Genomic DNA, 15122 nt, shown 5'->3' with positions numbered 1-15122 from the left:
CGAGGTATGGGGTGGTCGTGCCGGTCCCGGCCGCGGATGGTGCGGCCGGGACCTTCGGTCGGTGCGCTGTTCAGTGCTCCGGGGTGTACGGCACCTGCTCGGTCACGCCGGCCGGGACGCGGGTGTGCGGCGTGGTGCGCGTCGCCGGCGCCTTGTCCTGGCCGGCGACGGTGGCGGACAGTGAGGGGACGGACGACGGCAGGGTGAAGGTGAGCGGCCGGCCGGCGGACGTGGTCCAGCCCGACACCTCGCCCGCGTACGCGTCGCCGAAGCCGGCGCTGCCGTTGGTCGTGCCGGTGGGCATGGTCGCGGTCGCCGCCACCCCGTCCGGCGCCTCGACGGTCACCGTGTCGCCGATGCGGTAGGCGGTGACCTGGCCGGCCTGGATCGCCGCCTTCCAGGCGGCGCGTCTTTGCAACTCGGTTCCGATGTCCTTCATCCGCAGGTTCACCACGGGGGTGTTGTCCGCGAACAGGTCGTTGTACCCGTCGAGGACGCCGTCGAGGACCGGGTAGGCGATGCGGTCCTCGGCCAGGTTCGACTGGTGGATGAAGTGCGGCTTGGGGTCGTTGGCGAGCACGTGCCCGAGGTCGATCCTGGTCTCCAGCGGCACGATGTAGTCGGCGTAGCCCGTGGTGGTGGCCAGCGGGGCCGTCAGGCAGGTGGAGGTGTCGGAGTGGTCCTCGCAGATGCCGCTGCCGCCCTGGGCGCGGCTGGTGTAGATCCAGTTGTACTCGTCGACCTGCTCGGCCGCCCGCCCGGCGTTGTAGAAGACGTTCATCGGATAGCGGGAGACGGTGGTGGCCGGACCGACCTGACGCTGGTCGGGTTCGCGGGAGTTGTCCGAGCCGAGCCACTCGACGCCGTTGTCGGCGAGGGCGAGTGCCAGATTGGGATTGTCCTCGGGCTGCTGGGGAGACAGTTTCAGCCCGGAGTGTTCACCGGTCACCAACTCGTCGTTGTCCAGGGGCAGTCCGGCCGACTGGGCCCAGAGGCGGTTGTTGGCGATCTCGGCGGAGACCTCGGCGCGGCTGACCCACTCGGTGCTGCCGTCGGTGTTGGTGGCGCACTTCCACGGCACCACGCTGGTGTCCTGCCGGCAGCCGAGGAAGGCGTGCGTGTAGGTGTGGTTGAGCCAGCGGAAGCGGTCGCGGTCCGCGATCAGCTTGTCGGCGAGCTGGTCGACGCCGTTGTTCTCCTCGCGCTGTTCCACGCTGCCGACGCCGTTGAAGGCCAGGTCGAGGGTGAAGTTGCGTCTGCTCTCCCACGCGGTGGCGTAGTCGACGTCCGACGGGGTCATGCGGATCGGGTTGGGGACGCCTTCGCCCTGCGCGCAGTCGATGTCGCCGGGCGTGCAGTTGAGCTCGGTGTCCCAGCGGTCGTCGGCGGCGAAGACGTCGTCGACGTGGACGGCGAAGTAGTTGCGGGAGGCGCCGAGGTGTACGCCCCCGGTCATCCACTCCACGATGCCGCGCGCCAGCAGCCGGAACTGCTGCTGGTACTGGTTGTAGACGAACGTGACGACGAGTTCGCGCCGCCCGTCGTGCCGGTACTCGCCCACGAGCGAACCCCGGGTGGACTTTCCGGGAATGGGCGCGTCGACGTACGGGGTGAAGTCCGCTCCGGCGGCAGGGGTCGAGAGGTAGGCGTAACTCTCGCCCACGGTCGGGGAGTTGTCCTCGAACGGCACGGCCGCGTCGAGATAACCGAACGGCCCCGCCTTGCCGGCCGCCGTGACCTGCGCCTGCACACCGTCGACGGTCCCGGAGTAGCCGCCGTGGACGGGGTACTGGAGCCCGGCTTCCGGACGCGCGTAGGTGTAGGCGTCGACCTGCGGGATGGCGTACGTCTGCTCGTAGGACGCCAGCGCCGCCATCTCGGCCGAGTTCGCCGGGAACGGGTTGTCGTTGGGCAGGACGACGGCCTGGAACTTGGCGCGCGGCCTGCCGTCAACCGTGTCCGCCAGGAAACCGGCGTCGATCACGGGCCGCCCGGACTGCTCCAGGTCGACTTCGGTGTACGGGGTGCCGGCCGCGTCCAGCTCGGCTGTGATGGCGTCCGTGGACGGACCGCCGTCGCTCACGACCAGGACCCGCAGATCGATGCGGGGCGTGGTGGCGTCGGCGTGTGCCGCACCGGCAGGTAAGCCGAGCGAGGCTATGAGCGCGCCCACTGTGAGCGCGGTCGTGCGAATGGTCCGCTTCATGCGGTGAAGTCCCCTCCCCGGGCAGGGTGAGCACTGCTCCCTAGGAGCGGACGCACCCCCTTGCGTGACGCCTTCGCCCCCCTCAGACGCGGGTCGTCGACGCATCCGTCGCGTCACATAGTGATGTCTCTGTGTAGCTTTCGTGCTCCTGCTGCGAAACATGACGGAAAAGCGCAGGTGTCGAACTGGTCGAGTGCGGGGCGGGAACGTCCGCGCCGCGGTCGCCGGGGCGTGTGCGACAGGGCGTGTGGGAATGGCGCGTGCGCTGGTCGTTTGGCCTGAGGCGGACTCCATGCGGAGCTGGAGTCCGCCGGTACGAGGCGGCAGTGGTCTAGACCCGACTGTCATTCCGGTGCTGGAACGGTTTTAGGTCACCGCGGGACCTGGCGTCGGAACGGGCGTCGGGAGGGGTGTCGGCTCGGCGTCAGGAGCAGAGCACGCGGGTCTCGGGCGTGTAGGCCGGACCGCCGCTGGTGTTCGTGCTGTCGCTGAACTCGGCGTAGTAGTACGAGTAGAAGCCGATGTTGCCGTTGCAGCCGGAGTCGGCGGCGACCTGCAGCGTGAGCGTCACGGTGCGGCTCTGGCCGGGCGGGATGGTGGCGCCGTAGTTGGTGCCCAGGTTGGCGGGGCCGGTGCCGGAACAGGGGGTGCTGCCGGCGGCCGTGGCCAGGCTGCAGCCGGTGAAGCTGTACTTCAGGTCGGGCCGCTGGGTGGTCAGCCAGGTCGGCTCGATCGTCTGGTAGATGAACCAGATGTCGTAGGTCTTGTTGTTGGTGATTGTCATCGACAGTTTCACCGTGCCGCCCGGCTGGGTGGTGGCGCTGTCCGTGGCGAACGTCAGGTCGGCCGGGCCCGGGTCGGCCGCGCTCGCCGAGGGCGCCAGCCCGAACAGGGCGAGGACGAGGGCGAATACGGCGGCGAGACCGAGGCGTCTCATCTGTGTGGATCGCATGGCCCGGGAGGCTAGGTAAGCCGTGAGTTCACCGTCTGCCCCACCGGGAACACCGAGAACGCCACTCGGCTGGAAGTGTGCGTCCGGTGGAGGGAATGTGATGGCGTCGTCACGGAGTGATCACGCGTGCATTTATGCACGGCAGCGCGGGGGTGGGGGAGGGGTGGAGCCTGGCTTGTGCGACCGGGCGACTGCGCAGCGTGACCGGACGGCAATGGCGGATACCGGGCGCGCCGGACGCCGCGGAACGATCACCCCCGGTTCTGCGGCGGAGGTGATCTCGGCCAACTGCGCACATTCCGGCCGGGGCCGCCGCGTCAGTTCTGTTGTTCCACAGGAAACCAGGACTTCGTCGACGCCGGATGGGTCCTGCGCGGACGGAGGGTGATGGGGCCCCGGCCTCGACGACGTCAGGCTCGACTCGTACAGGCGCTGAACTCGACTCGTACAGGCGCTGGAAAGGCATTCGGCCAAGCGCTGAAACGGCATTCGACCGGTTCGCGGGTTTACCTCGCCGCTTTTGGTGCACTCGGTAGGGGAACAAACGTCCGAGCGCTCATGGAGGAATGGTGGGAATTCTCGCCTGGATTCTGATTGGTTTGCTGGCCGGCGCCATTGCCAAGCTGCTCCTCCCGGGCAAGGACCCGGGCGGCATCATCGTGACCATGCTGATCGGCATCGCCGGTGGTCTGCTGGGTGGCTGGCTGGGCAAGGTCATCTTCAAGGTCGACTCGATCGACGGCTTCTTCGACCTGTCGACGTGGATCGCCGCCATCGTCGGCTCGCTCATCCTGCTCCTGCTCTACCGGGCCGTCACGGGCAACCGGCGCTCGCACAGGCACGCGTAGGACTCTCGCGCGGGCCCGCACAGAGCTCACGCAGAGCTTCGGCACTGCGAGAGGACCGCATAAGTACATGTCCAACCCTGGTTCGGCCGGGCTGGTTCCCACCAGCCCGGCCGAACCATTGCGCGTGCTGAGCGACTGCTCGCCCCGGGATTCTCGTCGGCGCCACACATTTTCGCCCGGTCCGATGTCCTGTGCGGCGCGGGGTAGTTGACACCTCCGAGACCACATCGACGGGGCACGCCCTCGGTACGGCAGGGTGGACCGCCGCGACATCCCCGGCCGGCCACTTCTGCGCTTGTCCGACGAAGGAGGAACGATGGCTCAGCTGGTTCGCGAGATCATGACGAGCGACATCACCATGGTGGAACCGCAGACGTCGGTGGTAGAGGTCGCCCGCCTGATGCGCGAGCAGGACATCGGAGCCGTTGTCGTCGCCGAGAACGGCCGACTGCGCGGGCTGGTCACGGACCGGGACCTGGTGGTCCGAGCCCTGGCCGACGGCGGCAGCGTGGACGATCGCACCGTGTACAGCGCGTGCAGTGCCGAGTTGGTCAGTGTCGCTCCGGACGACGACGTGGACCGGGCCGTGTACCTGATGGGCGCGCGAGCGGTGCGACGGATGCTGGTGGTGGAGGACGGTCGGCTGGTGGGCATCGTCTCCCTGGGAGACGTGGCCGTCGCACGGCATGCGGACTCGGCCCTGGGCGACATCAGTGCCGCCGACCCGAACCACTGATCACCGCCCGGCCCCCGGTCATCGCCAGGCGCCGGAGTTCTCACGCCGCCGCCGTGAACGCCGCCGCGATGGCGACGTCGGTGCGGGCGTGGACCACGAGGCGGGTCCCGCCCGTGTCGCAGTTGGCCTCCAGGATCCGCCGGGTAGCGGCGCTGTGGGTGGAGACGGACATCAGGACGCCCAGGTGATGGCACATGCGCTGCGCCCGGAGGATGGCACTGACGGTGGCGCTTCCCACCTCCGGCATGTCGAGCACGATGACCACCGGGAGCGGGCTGTAGGCGTGCACCAGATCGGTGATCTCATGGGAGAGCGCGGCTCGTCGGCCGATTCCGGGATCGGTGTGCAGGGTGATCACCAGGACGCCGTGCTCGATGGAGTGCGAAAGCATCATGGGCTCCCACCTTCGGCGGCAGAACACGTGCGGTTCTGTCGCAGTGAATCCGCCCCGCACGGGCCACGCAACGCGACATCAGGCCGCATCGGCTGGAGGCGACGGCCGGAGCCGCTCCGGCAGACACCGAAACCATGTGCGCCGGTTGGAGCCGATCGGGTGACGGCCGGTGCGGTGTGTCGGCGCGGGCGTGCGGCGCCCGGTCGGGCCGTCCGGGCCTGGCCTTCGGCACCTCCAATGCGCGGGTCCCGCGGTATGCGCTCCGGTGCGGCCGGGGTGTCCGTTCCGTCACCGAAATGACACGTTCAGTAGCGAAATGTGCTCGAATGGAAATCATGAGGAAGACAGGGACCCTGTGAAGGACGGCCCGCTGCACGGCCGCACCGTGGTGGTGACCGGAGCCGCACGAGGAGTGGGCGCCGCCCTGGCCCGTCACCTCTCCCGACGCGGCGCCCGGCTGGCACTGGTGGGCCATGAGAAGGACGCGCTCGACGCGCTGGTGGCCGAGGTGTGCACCCGGGCGATCGCGTGGGAGGCCGACGTCACCGACGACGCCGCCCTGGACGGCGTCGCCCGTGAAGTGCGTGGGCGCCTCGGCATACCGTCGGTCGTGATCGCCAACGCGGGTGTCGCCGAGGGCGGTCCGTTCGCTGATTCGGACGCCGCCTCGTGGCGGCGGGTGATCGACGTCAATCTGACCGGCAGCGCGATCACCGCTCGCGCCTTCCTCCCGGATCTGCTGACCACGGCGGGCTACTTCCTTCAGATCGCCTCGTTGGCGTCGATCGGCGCCGCACCGATGATGAGCGCGTACTGCGCCTCCAAGGCAGGCGTGGAGGCCTTCGCCCACTCGCTGCGGGCCGAACTGGCGTACCAGCGCGTCGCCGTGGGCATCGCCTACATCAACTGGACCGACACCGACATGATCCGTGACGCCGACCAGCAAGCCGTGCTGCGTGAGTTGCGTGCGCATATGCCGCCGCCCGCCCGCCGTGTCTATCCGGTGGACACCGTTGCCACGCGGTTGGTACGGGCGATCGAGCGGCGCCGCACCTCGGTGTACGTACCCGCTTGGCTCAGGGCCGCTCAGGTGGCCCGCGCCGCGCTGCCGCCCCTGGTGATGCGCCTGTCTCGCCACGCCCTGCCCCGGCTGGCCGCGCGTGAGGTGTTACGTCCCACTGGACTGCTCGGTGCCGGTGGGCAGGCCGACCGCACATCGGGCGCCGGACCGTAGGCCGGTGGACTCTCGATCGGTTGACAGCCGGAGGCAATGGGCCGGGCGTCGGAGCCGGTCACCTTCTTCTCGGGGATCTCACACGCTGGAGGCATTTCGTGGCCGTACGCCATCGAGTCATCAAGAGAAGTCCCCGCGATGTCTGGGCCGTGCTGGCAGACGGCACCCGCTACGGCGACTGGGTCGTCGGGACGTCCGCCTCGTACCCCGTGCGCGGGGAGTGGCCGCAGGTGCATTCCGCGATCTGCTACGAGGTACGGATCGGCTTTCTCACCCTCACCAACGAAACGGTCGTACGCGCATGTGTCGACGGACGTGAACTGGAACTGGAAGCGCAGGCCGGCCCGCTCGGTTCGGCCCGGATCGCCATCGAGGTGCGGCCCTGGGGCGAACACTCGCTCGTGATCATCGATGAGCACCCCCTGAAGGGGGTCGGCGGCACCCTGCACAACGTGGGAGTGGAAGCGTTGATCCAGCTCCGGCACCGTTCCATGCTCGGTCGCCTGGCAGAGGTGTGCGAGAAGGAGCACCAAGGTACCGAGCAGGCCCGGGGCGCGTCCCCGCTCAGGTCATGACCGGAAGAGCACACACGGCGCGGCCGCTCAGACCTCCGCCCGCGCGATGGTGACATCGATCGAGCGACACGGGAGGCGACCGTGCCGGACGCGGTAGTGATCGGGGCCGGCCCCAACGGACTCGTCGCGGCGAACCTGCTGGCCGACGCCGGCTGGAGCGTCACAGTGCTCGAGGAACAGGACGAGCCCGGCGGCGCGGTCCGCCATGACAACGGCGTCGACCCGGACTTCACCACCGACCTCTTCAGCTCGTTCTATCCCCTCGCCGCCGCCTCGCCCGTACTCGCCGGGCTGCACCTGGAACGCGAGGGCTTGCGCTGGAGCCATGCGCCACGGGTGCTGGCTCACCCCCTGTCCGACGGCCGGTGCGCCGTGCTCGGGCGCGACCTCGACGACACCGCCGCTTCCCTCGACACCTTCGCCGACGGTGACGGTGCCGCGTGGCGCGAGCTGCACGACGTGTGGGAGCGGCTGCGCCCCGACCTGCTGGACGCCCTGTTCACGCCGTTCCCTCCGGTCCGCGCCGGAGCTCGCCTGGCCGCGCGCCTCCGGGCCGGCGGCGGGCTGCGTCTGGCGCGCTCACTGGTCCTGCCGGTGCGACGCCTGGGCGAGGAGGAGTTCCGTGGCGAGGGCGGCAGGCTCCTGCTCGCGGGCAACGCCCTGCACGCCGACCTCGCGCCCGAGGCCGCGGGAAGCGGCGGATTCGGCTGGCTGATGTCCATGCTGGGCCAGACCTACGGTTTCCCGGTACCCGTCGGTGGCTCCGGCGCCCTCACCTCGGCGCTGACCCAGCGGCTGCACCGGCGCGGTGGCGTTCTGCGGTGCGGGCAGCGGGTCAGCGAAGTGGTGGTCCGGCAGGGCAGGGCGGTGGCCGTACGCACGGCCGGAGGCGAGACGGTCCCCGCACGCCGGGCCGTACTCGCGGACGTGTCCGTGCCCGCCCTGTACGGCACATTGGTGGGCAGCGCCCACCTTCCCGCCCAGGTCCTGGCCGATCTGCGACGGTTCCAGTGGGACTTCGCCACCTTCAAGGTCGACTGGGCCCTCGACGGCCCCGTGCCGTGGCAGGCCGACGCCGCATCGGCCGCGGGCACCGTCCACCTCGCGGACGGCGTCGACGAACTGACCCGGTTCGCCGCGCAGATCGCCATGCGCCAGGTGCCGGACCGGCCGTTCGCGCTGTTCGGGCAGATGACGACGGCGGATGCCACCCGGTCACCCGAAGGCACCGAAGCCGCCTGGGCGTACACCCATGTCCCGCACCGGATCGCGGGCGACGCCGGCGACGCAGGACTGGCGGGAACGTGGGACGCGCGGGAACAGGAGCTCATGGCCGACCGCGTCGAGCGACAGGTCGAGCGGTTCGCACCTGGTTTCCGGTCCCTGATCCGCGCGCGGCGGATCCTGGCCCCGCCCACGCTCCAGTCCCTGAACGCCAATCTGTACGGAGGTGCCATCAACGGTGGCACCACGGCCCTGCATCAGCAGCTCGTCTTCCGGCCCATTCCGGGAACGGGGCGCCCGGAGACGCCGGTGGCCAACCTGTTCCTGGCGTCGGCGGGAGCCCACCCGGGAGGCGGCGTGCACGGAGCCCCGGGCGCCAACGCGGCCCGGGCCGCCCTGCGCAAGCACCTGCCGAGCGGCCTGACCCGCGCCCAGCGTCTTTTGACCCGCCGTAACCGCAAGGGAGAACGCGACACCGGCTTCGGCGGCTGATCACGCCCCGCCCTGACGGGCCACGAGTCCCTCACTGAGGGACAGCGGGTCCGGCCCGGCCGGGTTCACCCCGGCGCGTCACACCGGGGCCGACAGGTCCGGGCCCTGCCGGCCTTCGTCTACCACTACCCGGTGTGCCGGCACCCGGCACCCGGCATTCCGCCGGGCGGCCTCCTTGTGTCGGCCGATACGAGGAACAAGCAGCCAACACACATTCTCTGAGTCGCTTTCGGCAAAACCTACGGTCTTGAGGTCTTTGTGTCACCGAAAGCGAGGAGAGACTTGATGGTTCACAGACACGTCGGAGCAGGCTGTGCCGGCCTGAGTGTGCTCGCCACACTCGTACTGACCGGGCTGCCCGCGGCAGCGGCCATCGAGCCGCCCGGCCCGGCGCCCGCGCCCTCGGCCGTTCAGCCGCTCGGTGCCGGCAACCCGTCAACCGCGGTACTCGGCGCACTTCAGCGCGATCTGCACCTGACGGACACGCAGGCCAAGACGCGCCTGGTGAACGAGATGGAGGCGGGTACGCGGGCCGGCCGTCTCCAGAATGCGCTGGGCAAGCACTTCGCCGGCGCCTGGGTGCACGGCGCCGCTTCCGCCGATCTCACCGTCGCGACCACCCATGCCACGGACATCCCCGCCATCACCGCCGGTGGCGCGACGGCCGTGGTCGTGAAGACCGGGCTGGACGACCTCAAGGGCGCCAAGAAGAAGTTGGACAGTGCTGTGGCCCACGGCGGCACGGCCGTCAACACGCCGGTCCGGTACGTCGACGTGCGCACCAACCGGGTGACGCTCCAGGCGAGAAGCCGCGCCGCCGCGGACGCGCTCATCGCAGCCGCCGGCGTGGACTCCGGGCTGGTGGACGTCAAGGTGTCCGAGGACCGGCCGCGCGCCCTGTTCGACATCCGGGGCGGCGACGCCTACTACATCGACAACACCGCTCGCTGCTCCGTCGGGTTCTCCGTCACCAAGGGCAACCAGCAGGGCTTCGCCACCGCAGGGCACTGCGGGCGGGCGGGCGCCCCGACCGCCGGCTTCAACGAGGTGGCTCAAGGCACCGTCCAGGCCTCCGTCTTCCCCGGTCACGACATGGCGTGGGTGGGCGTCAACAGTGACTGGACCGCGACTCCCGACGTCGCGGGGGCGGCCGGCCAGAACGTCTCGATCGCCGGCTCGGTGCAGGCCATCGTGGGGGCCGCGATCTGTCGGTCGGGTTCCACCACCGGCTGGCACTGCGGAACGGTCGAGGAGCACGACACCAGCGTCACCTACGAGGAGGGCACCGTCGACGGCCTGACCCGCACGACGGTGTGCGCCGAGCCGGGCGACTCCGGTGGCTCCTTCGTCTCGGGCTCCCAGGCCCAGGGCGTCACGTCGGGCGGCTCCGGGGACTGCACACGTGGCGGGACGACCTATTACCAGCCGGTCAACCCGATCCTCAGCACGTACGGGCTCACCCTCAAGACGAGCACGGCTCCGACCGACACGCCCAGCGATCCGGTCGACCAGAGCGGCGTCTGGGCGGCGGGCCGGGTCTACGAGGTCGGAGCGCAGGTGACGTACGCCGGTGTCACGTACCAGTGCCTGCAGTCGCATCAGGCGCAGGGCGTGTGGCAGCCCGCCGCCACACCGGCCCTGTGGCAGCGTCTCTGAGGACCCCGACAGCCGAGCGCCGTCAGGACAGGACCCCTCAGGACCGAACCCCTCAGGACCGGACCCGCCGGGTCCGGTCCTGACGCCGGGACGACGGCGTTCCAGGAAGCCTCTCCCGCTGACCAGGGCAAACGCCGTCTCGTCACGACGCCCGCTCATGAGAGCAGCACGGCCTGCGGTTGTGTCCGCAGGTTCGGGGAACTCGGTTCATCGCCTTCAGCAGGACCGCCGCCGGGCGGGAGTCAGGGAGTAAGGCCATGAATCGATCCAATAAGCGGAACGCTCTCTCCGTGCCTGGTCCGGAGGACGGAGGGATGCATCCTTGTGATCACCTCACCCACCAGCAGGAACGCGCGGCGCCGCTCATCCGTGTCCGTACGGAAGTGACCGTGTCATGAGCCTGTACACGGTGGGCGTGGAGGAGGAGTACCTGCTGCTGGACCCCGCCACGAGGCTTCCGATGCCGGCTGCCGAGCAGGTACGAGCCGCTGCCGGCCTGGAGCCGATCGCGGGGGAGGACGAGATACAGCCCGAGCTGTCCGAGGCGCAGGTCGAGGTCGCCACTCCGGTGTGCACCAGCCTGGACGAGATAGGCGGCCACCTGGTGCGGCTGAGGCACGTCCTGGGGCGTGCGGCCGAGAGCAACGGATGCCGGCTCGCGGCCTGTGGTACGCCGCCGATCAAGGAAGAATCGCCGCCGCCGCTGACCAACAACCCGCGCTACCGGGCCATGCGCGCGCAGGCTCCGCAACTGGTCGCGGAGCAGCTGGTCTGCGGCACACACGTCCACGTCGGTGTGCCCGATCCGGAGATCGGGGTGGCCGTCCTGAACCGGATCCGGTTGTGGCTGCCCGTACTGGTGGCCATGTCGGCGAACTCGCCCTTCTGGGCGGGGCACGACACCGGCTTCGCCAGCTGGCGCACGGTGATCTTCGGACGCTGGCCGGTAAGTGGACCACCGCCGCACTTCGCCGATCTGGCCGATCACGAGAAGCGGGTGCAGCAACTGCTGACCTGCGGGGTGATCTTCGACCCCGGCCAGCTCTACTGGCAGGCGCGCCTCTCCAGCCGCTATCCGACCGTCGAAGTGCGCTGTCTGGATGTCCAGCTGAGGGCTGACGACGCGGTGATGTTCGCGGGGATCGTCCGTGCGCTCGTCGCCACCGCGATCAATGACGCGAAAGCCGGTGTGCCGGTGCCGTCTTGCCCGCCCGAACTGCTCCAGGGCGCCAACTGGCACGCGGCCCGGCACGGACTGAGCGGCTCGCTGATCGACTACGAGGGCCGCCGCCGCAGTGCCGGCGACGTGCTGTCCCAGCTGATGGACCACATCGGCCCCGCCCTGGACGCTGCCGACGACAGCCGGGAGGTGGCGTCACTGGTGCACCGTCTGCTGCGCGAAGGAACCCCCGCGGACCGGCAACGCCGCGCGCTGCTGCGGGGAGGCCTGCGCGCTGTCACCGACTTGATCATCACCGAGAGTGCGGTGACCTGACCTGACCTGACCTGACCAGCCCGGCCCGCACCCGCTCCAGGGCACCCGGCGACCGCTTCCGCCAGCGACCCTCCGCTGGAGGTCGCCGGTCACGGAGTGGCACTCAGGTAGAAGTCGGGCGGCGTCAGGACGGGAGAGGGGAGGCGGAACCGATCCTCGGGGTTGAAGGGGTAGGCGGATGCCGAGGGCAGCGGAGCGTACGGCTGCGACGGCAGGGGAGGGCTGATCGGGTAGACCGGTGAGTAGGTCGGGGTGACGCGGGTGGGAGGTACGAATGCGGGCTTGTCGCGCGTGGTCCAGCGCAGACCTCCCACGGCCACCACGACGATCAGCACGGTGAGGGTGACCGCGCGGACCGAGGAAATGACCCTGCGGCCCGCTTCCGGGATGCCGCCGGACACCTTGGCCGTCGAGTAACCGGCTTGTTCCGGCTCGTCCGAGGGATGCTGCCCCGTTTCTGGGGTGTCCTGCGCGGGTGCGGTCTCGTCGACACCGCACCCCGCCAGATGGAGAGAGAGCCGCGAGACGTGGCTCGGCTGCAACACGGCGTCCCTCACCAGTTGAGGCAGGGGCGACCCAGGACCTGGCCGTTCCGTGAGCCGGCTCTTGACCAGCGCGAGCAGCGCCGCCGACAGCAGGGCCAGCGGATCGTCAGGCTCCCGGTGAGCCTCCGGCACCCTCCCGGCGAGAGCCCGGGCCAGGGGCATGCGCTGTCCCGCCTCCAGCAGGTGCAGCACCTGGTGGAGCGCGACCGGCTGATGTTCCGGGCCGACGAGCGTACGGACGGCCGCACACAGGGGCTCGACCAGGACCGCGTTCCTGGCATCCACCCACCGGTCGATCCAGTCCTGCCACGGAAGCGTGCTCGCGCCGACGTAACGTGCCAGCAGGCCGGCGATCTGGCCGGGGAGCAGATCGGGCAGAAGGGCGGCGTCGGGCCGGCACGCGATGGCGGCAGCGGGCTCGTGTCCCTTCGTGAGACGGCGCAGGCGATACGCCAAATGAGGGTGCGACGGGCCGAATTCGTTCTGTGCGGCGGGCGCCTCGACCATCCGCGCGCGCAGGGCGGGGAGCCTGTCCTGGACTCCGGGGTCCGCCATCGTGCGGGCGAATGCCCGGAAGGGGTCGGCAGGCAGGACGCCGTCCGGAGCCGCGTCCAGATACATGCGGTGGAACTCGATCCACAGCGGCTCCACCACGGCCCGGTTGGCCAGGGCCTCCGCGAGCGTGGGCGCGCCGCAGAGCCGGGCAGCCGTATGGTCGGCCTCCAGCTCCTGCCGCCTGCGTACGGGCTGGACAAGCCACCGGAACAGCCGGATGTAGAGGCCGATCATCGCCTGCGGGAGGCCGACGTACATGCCGACGAGGCCGTTTGCCGTTCCGAACGAGATCAGGGACTCGCGGGCGACGGTCAGGCTGGTTTCCAGACGGAGAGTGAAGGCGCGGACGCGATGGTGACGCAGCGACAGATGGGCGAGCTCATGAGCCATGACGGCGCGGATCTGACGGTGCGGAAGGGCGGCCAGCAGGGGAAGGCCGACGGACAGGACGTGGTTCCCGGCCGACAGTCCCAGGAACCGGGTGTCCTCGTCCACCGCCTCGGCCCCCACGGCCGTGTGGAGACGGATGCGCACCGGCTCGGAGATCCCTAGCCGCTCGGCGAGGTCATCGACGAGCGCGTGCAGCGCCGCCGCCCGACCGCGGCCCACCTCCAGGGACGGGGTGGACGGTGTGTCCACCAGGAAGAGCGAACGGCGCGCCGCGTCGCCCAGCGCGTACACAGGGACGGCCGTGCCCGCACAGAACAGGAACCCGGTGACCGGGAGGGTGGTCGCCCAGACGGAGCCCGCTACGTCAAACATGAGGATGACCAGCGTCACCCAGATCAGGATGGTGAGGGCGACCGCAGCGTAGAAGGTGACCAGGAGGATGGCCGCCAAGGCCAGGCGAATGTGGTGGCTCACCGGTTTCCCTCCTTCCGGTCCGCGCGCTGTTTGGCGTGGATTCCCTGTCGCAGCCACACGGCCGTGGAGTGGATGAGGGCGTACAGGGGGTCGTCGCGTCGGACGGAGTCCAGTGAGTCGCCCGTCGGCACCGGCTCGGAGCCCTGACCGAGCAGGAGTCGAAGCTTGCGGCGGGCGTGATGGACGTTCACGCCGACGTTGTTGGGAGTCGTGCCGAGCAGCTCCGCGATCTCCTGGTGATCCAGTTCGCATTCGGCGAGGAGGATCATGACCTGGCGCTGGCGCGGCGGCAGTTGCCGCAGCGCGGCCAGGACGTCGAGGGCGCGCATCCGCTCATCGACCGAGGAGCGGGGCGGCACCGGGATCTCCAGGTCGGGGGGTGACTGCGGCAGCAGCCGTCGGTACCAGCGGGCCCTGCGCATTTGACGGTCGCGGACGAGTTTGCGACTCATGGCCTTCTTGGTCCAGTGGTACGGGGACCGGATCGTGTCCCATTTGGCCATCGCCGCCATGCAGGCTTCCTGCGCGGCGTCCTCGGCCTCTTGGAGGCTGTCGCTCAACATCGTTCCCTGGGCGACCAGTTGGGCGTAGTGGGCCGCGTAGAAGACCTGGAACTCGCGTTCGACGTCGGCGTTGTTCGCGCGGTCGGTTCGGGGCGTGTCACCCACGGTCCTCACCCCGGCCCTGATGACGAGCACCGGTCTCCTGGGCCGCGGCCGTACCGGAGCGTACGGTCAGCACGGCGCCTCCCGAGCGTCGGTCGACGAGGACCGCGTCCGGGCCGCAGTGCCCGACGAGATCCACGAGCATGCGGGCGCGGGTCTCCTCGGCCGCCCGTGCGGCCTGCCTCCGCACCATGTCCCCGGCCAAGCGCAGCACCCCTCCCACGGCGAGCAGCAGTACCGCTGACAGCGCTTCTGGCGTCATGCCCTCTCCCCTTCCCTCCATGCGCCCACGTGGTGTGGCGCGCGTTGCCCTATAGGGGCCTGGGGAGGAGCGGTTCTTAAAGCCGTTTCGCAAGTTTCTTCCCGCACGCGACTCCATCCTTGGAAACGGCACTGTGCACGACCGGACGCTACTCGGCGCGGAGAGTCACAACAGCGCTTTTCGGGTGAATCGTGTCCCTGAAGGCGCCTCCTCGCCCTCCGGTCGAGCTGAAGGCCCGGCCGCTGTGCCACTGGGTCGCTGGGCACTGTGTCGCGGTGCCACTGGGGTTCTGGTTCGCTGGGTCACTGCGCCGATGGCGCAGGGGCTCGGCCTTCGCGGGCGAACAGCCACCCTGTGGCCGTGCGCGGGCGGTCGTCCTGGCAGGCGGGTTTCGAGCGGTGGCGGCCGCACAGCCCGGC

At 70.0% G+C, this 15122-nt stretch carries 13 protein-coding genes; 7 read left to right on the top strand and 6 right to left on the bottom strand.

What is annotated here, in order from left to right:
* Positions 1–70 precede the first annotated feature (70 nt).
* Together GTY58_RS05450 and GTY58_RS05445 are read right to left on the bottom strand one after the other, a co-directional pair.
* Positions 71–2206 (bottom strand): hypothetical protein, encoded by a 2136-nt coding sequence (locus tag GTY58_RS05450; protein WP_010982446.1) that lies wholly within the window; start codon positions 2204–2206, stop codon positions 71–73.
* 424 nt (positions 2207–2630) lie between these two features.
* Positions 2631–3158 carry a hypothetical protein gene (locus GTY58_RS05445; protein ID WP_010982445.1) on the bottom strand — a complete coding sequence of 176 codons (528 nt, stop codon included), beginning with the start codon at positions 3156–3158 and terminating at the stop codon, positions 2631–2633.
* A 569-nt stretch (positions 3159–3727) separates the two neighbouring features.
* On the opposite strand from GTY58_RS05445, the gene GTY58_RS05440 reads away from it, so the two are divergent.
* Together GTY58_RS05440 and GTY58_RS05435 are read left to right on the top strand one after the other, a co-directional pair.
* Positions 3728–4006: a GlsB/YeaQ/YmgE family stress response membrane protein gene (locus GTY58_RS05440; protein ID WP_037650371.1), complete on the top strand. Its 279-nt coding sequence runs from the start codon at positions 3728–3730 to the stop codon at positions 4004–4006.
* A 316-nt stretch (positions 4007–4322) separates the two neighbouring features.
* On the top strand, positions 4323–4742 hold the full coding sequence (locus GTY58_RS05435) for a CBS domain-containing protein (RefSeq protein WP_010982443.1): 420 nt from the start codon (positions 4323–4325) through the stop codon (positions 4740–4742).
* A gap of 40 nt (positions 4743–4782) precedes the next feature.
* Here GTY58_RS05435 and GTY58_RS05430 read toward each other — a convergent pair whose 3' ends face one another.
* The gene (locus GTY58_RS05430) at positions 4783–5133 is read right to left on the bottom strand and encodes a hypothetical protein (RefSeq protein ID WP_010982442.1); all 351 of its coding nucleotides are present in this window, start codon (positions 5131–5133) and stop codon (positions 4783–4785) included.
* Positions 5134–5491: 358 nt separating this feature from the next.
* On the opposite strand from GTY58_RS05430, the gene GTY58_RS05425 reads away from it, so the two are divergent.
* The 5 genes from GTY58_RS05425 (at position 5492) to GTY58_RS05405 (ending at position 11812) form a co-directional block, all read left to right on the top strand.
* A complete protein-coding gene (locus tag GTY58_RS05425; protein ID WP_010982441.1) occupies positions 5492–6370 on the top strand; it encodes an SDR family oxidoreductase in 879 nt (292 codons plus the stop codon).
* A gap of 98 nt (positions 6371–6468) precedes the next feature.
* Entirely contained in the window at positions 6469–6945 is a 477-nt protein-coding gene (locus GTY58_RS05420; protein ID WP_010982440.1) for an SRPBCC family protein, read from the top strand.
* A gap of 81 nt (positions 6946–7026) precedes the next feature.
* The gene (locus tag GTY58_RS05415) at positions 7027–8661 is read left to right on the top strand and encodes an NAD(P)/FAD-dependent oxidoreductase (RefSeq protein WP_010982439.1); all 1635 of its coding nucleotides are present in this window, start codon (positions 7027–7029) and stop codon (positions 8659–8661) included.
* 285 nt (positions 8662–8946) lie between these two features.
* Complete coding sequence (locus tag GTY58_RS05410) at positions 8947–10317, top strand: carbohydrate-binding protein (protein WP_010982438.1); 1371 nt, start codon at positions 8947–8949, stop codon at positions 10315–10317.
* Between the two features lie 394 nt (positions 10318–10711).
* Complete coding sequence (locus GTY58_RS05405) at positions 10712–11812, top strand: glutamate--cysteine ligase (RefSeq protein ID WP_010982437.1); 1101 nt, start codon at positions 10712–10714, stop codon at positions 11810–11812.
* Between the two features lie 89 nt (positions 11813–11901).
* Here the strand turns inward: GTY58_RS05405 and GTY58_RS05400 are convergent, their stop codons facing one another.
* From GTY58_RS05400 to GTY58_RS05390, 3 genes are read right to left on the bottom strand one after another with little or no spacing between them, the layout of a single operon-like run.
* Positions 11902–13776: a M48 family metallopeptidase gene (locus tag GTY58_RS05400; RefSeq protein WP_010982436.1), complete on the bottom strand. Its 1875-nt coding sequence runs from the start codon at positions 13774–13776 to the stop codon at positions 11902–11904.
* Positions 13773–14444, bottom strand: a complete 672-nt coding sequence (locus tag GTY58_RS05395) for a sigma-70 family RNA polymerase sigma factor (protein WP_010982435.1) — start codon at positions 14442–14444, stop codon at positions 13773–13775. The genes GTY58_RS05400 and GTY58_RS05395 overlap by 4 nt, the downstream gene beginning before the upstream one ends.
* Entirely contained in the window at positions 14437–14703 is a 267-nt protein-coding gene (locus GTY58_RS05390; RefSeq protein WP_010982434.1) for a hypothetical protein, read from the bottom strand. The genes GTY58_RS05395 and GTY58_RS05390 overlap by 8 nt, the downstream gene beginning before the upstream one ends.
* Positions 14704–15122: the final 419 nt, after the last annotated feature.

The organism is Streptomyces sp. SID5469, from assembly GCF_009862865.1.
Classification (GTDB): domain Bacteria; phylum Actinomycetota; class Actinomycetes; order Streptomycetales; family Streptomycetaceae; genus Streptomyces; species Streptomyces avermitilis.
This window is presented reverse-complemented; position numbering and strand designations above follow the sequence as displayed.

Excerpts from the sequence above, each read along its gene's own strand:
- GTY58_RS05450 (WP_010982446.1), bottom strand. The coding sequence starts at position 2,206 with ATGAAGCGGACCATTCGCACGACCGCGCTCACAGTGGGCGCGCTCATA.
- GTY58_RS05445 (WP_010982445.1), bottom strand. The coding sequence starts at position 3,158 with ATGCGATCCACACAGATGAGACGCCTCGGTCTCGCCGCCGTATTCGCC.
- GTY58_RS05435 (WP_010982443.1), top strand. The coding sequence starts at position 4,323 with ATGGCTCAGCTGGTTCGCGAGATCATGACGAGCGACATCACCATGGTG.
- GTY58_RS05430 (WP_010982442.1), bottom strand. The coding sequence starts at position 5,133 with ATGCTTTCGCACTCCATCGAGCACGGCGTCCTGGTGATCACCCTGCAC.
- GTY58_RS05410 (WP_010982438.1), top strand. The coding sequence starts at position 8,947 with ATGGTTCACAGACACGTCGGAGCAGGCTGTGCCGGCCTGAGTGTGCTC.
- GTY58_RS05405 (WP_010982437.1), top strand. The coding sequence starts at position 10,712 with ATGAGCCTGTACACGGTGGGCGTGGAGGAGGAGTACCTGCTGCTGGAC.
- GTY58_RS05390 (WP_010982434.1), bottom strand. The coding sequence starts at position 14,703 with ATGACGCCAGAAGCGCTGTCAGCGGTACTGCTGCTCGCCGTGGGAGGG.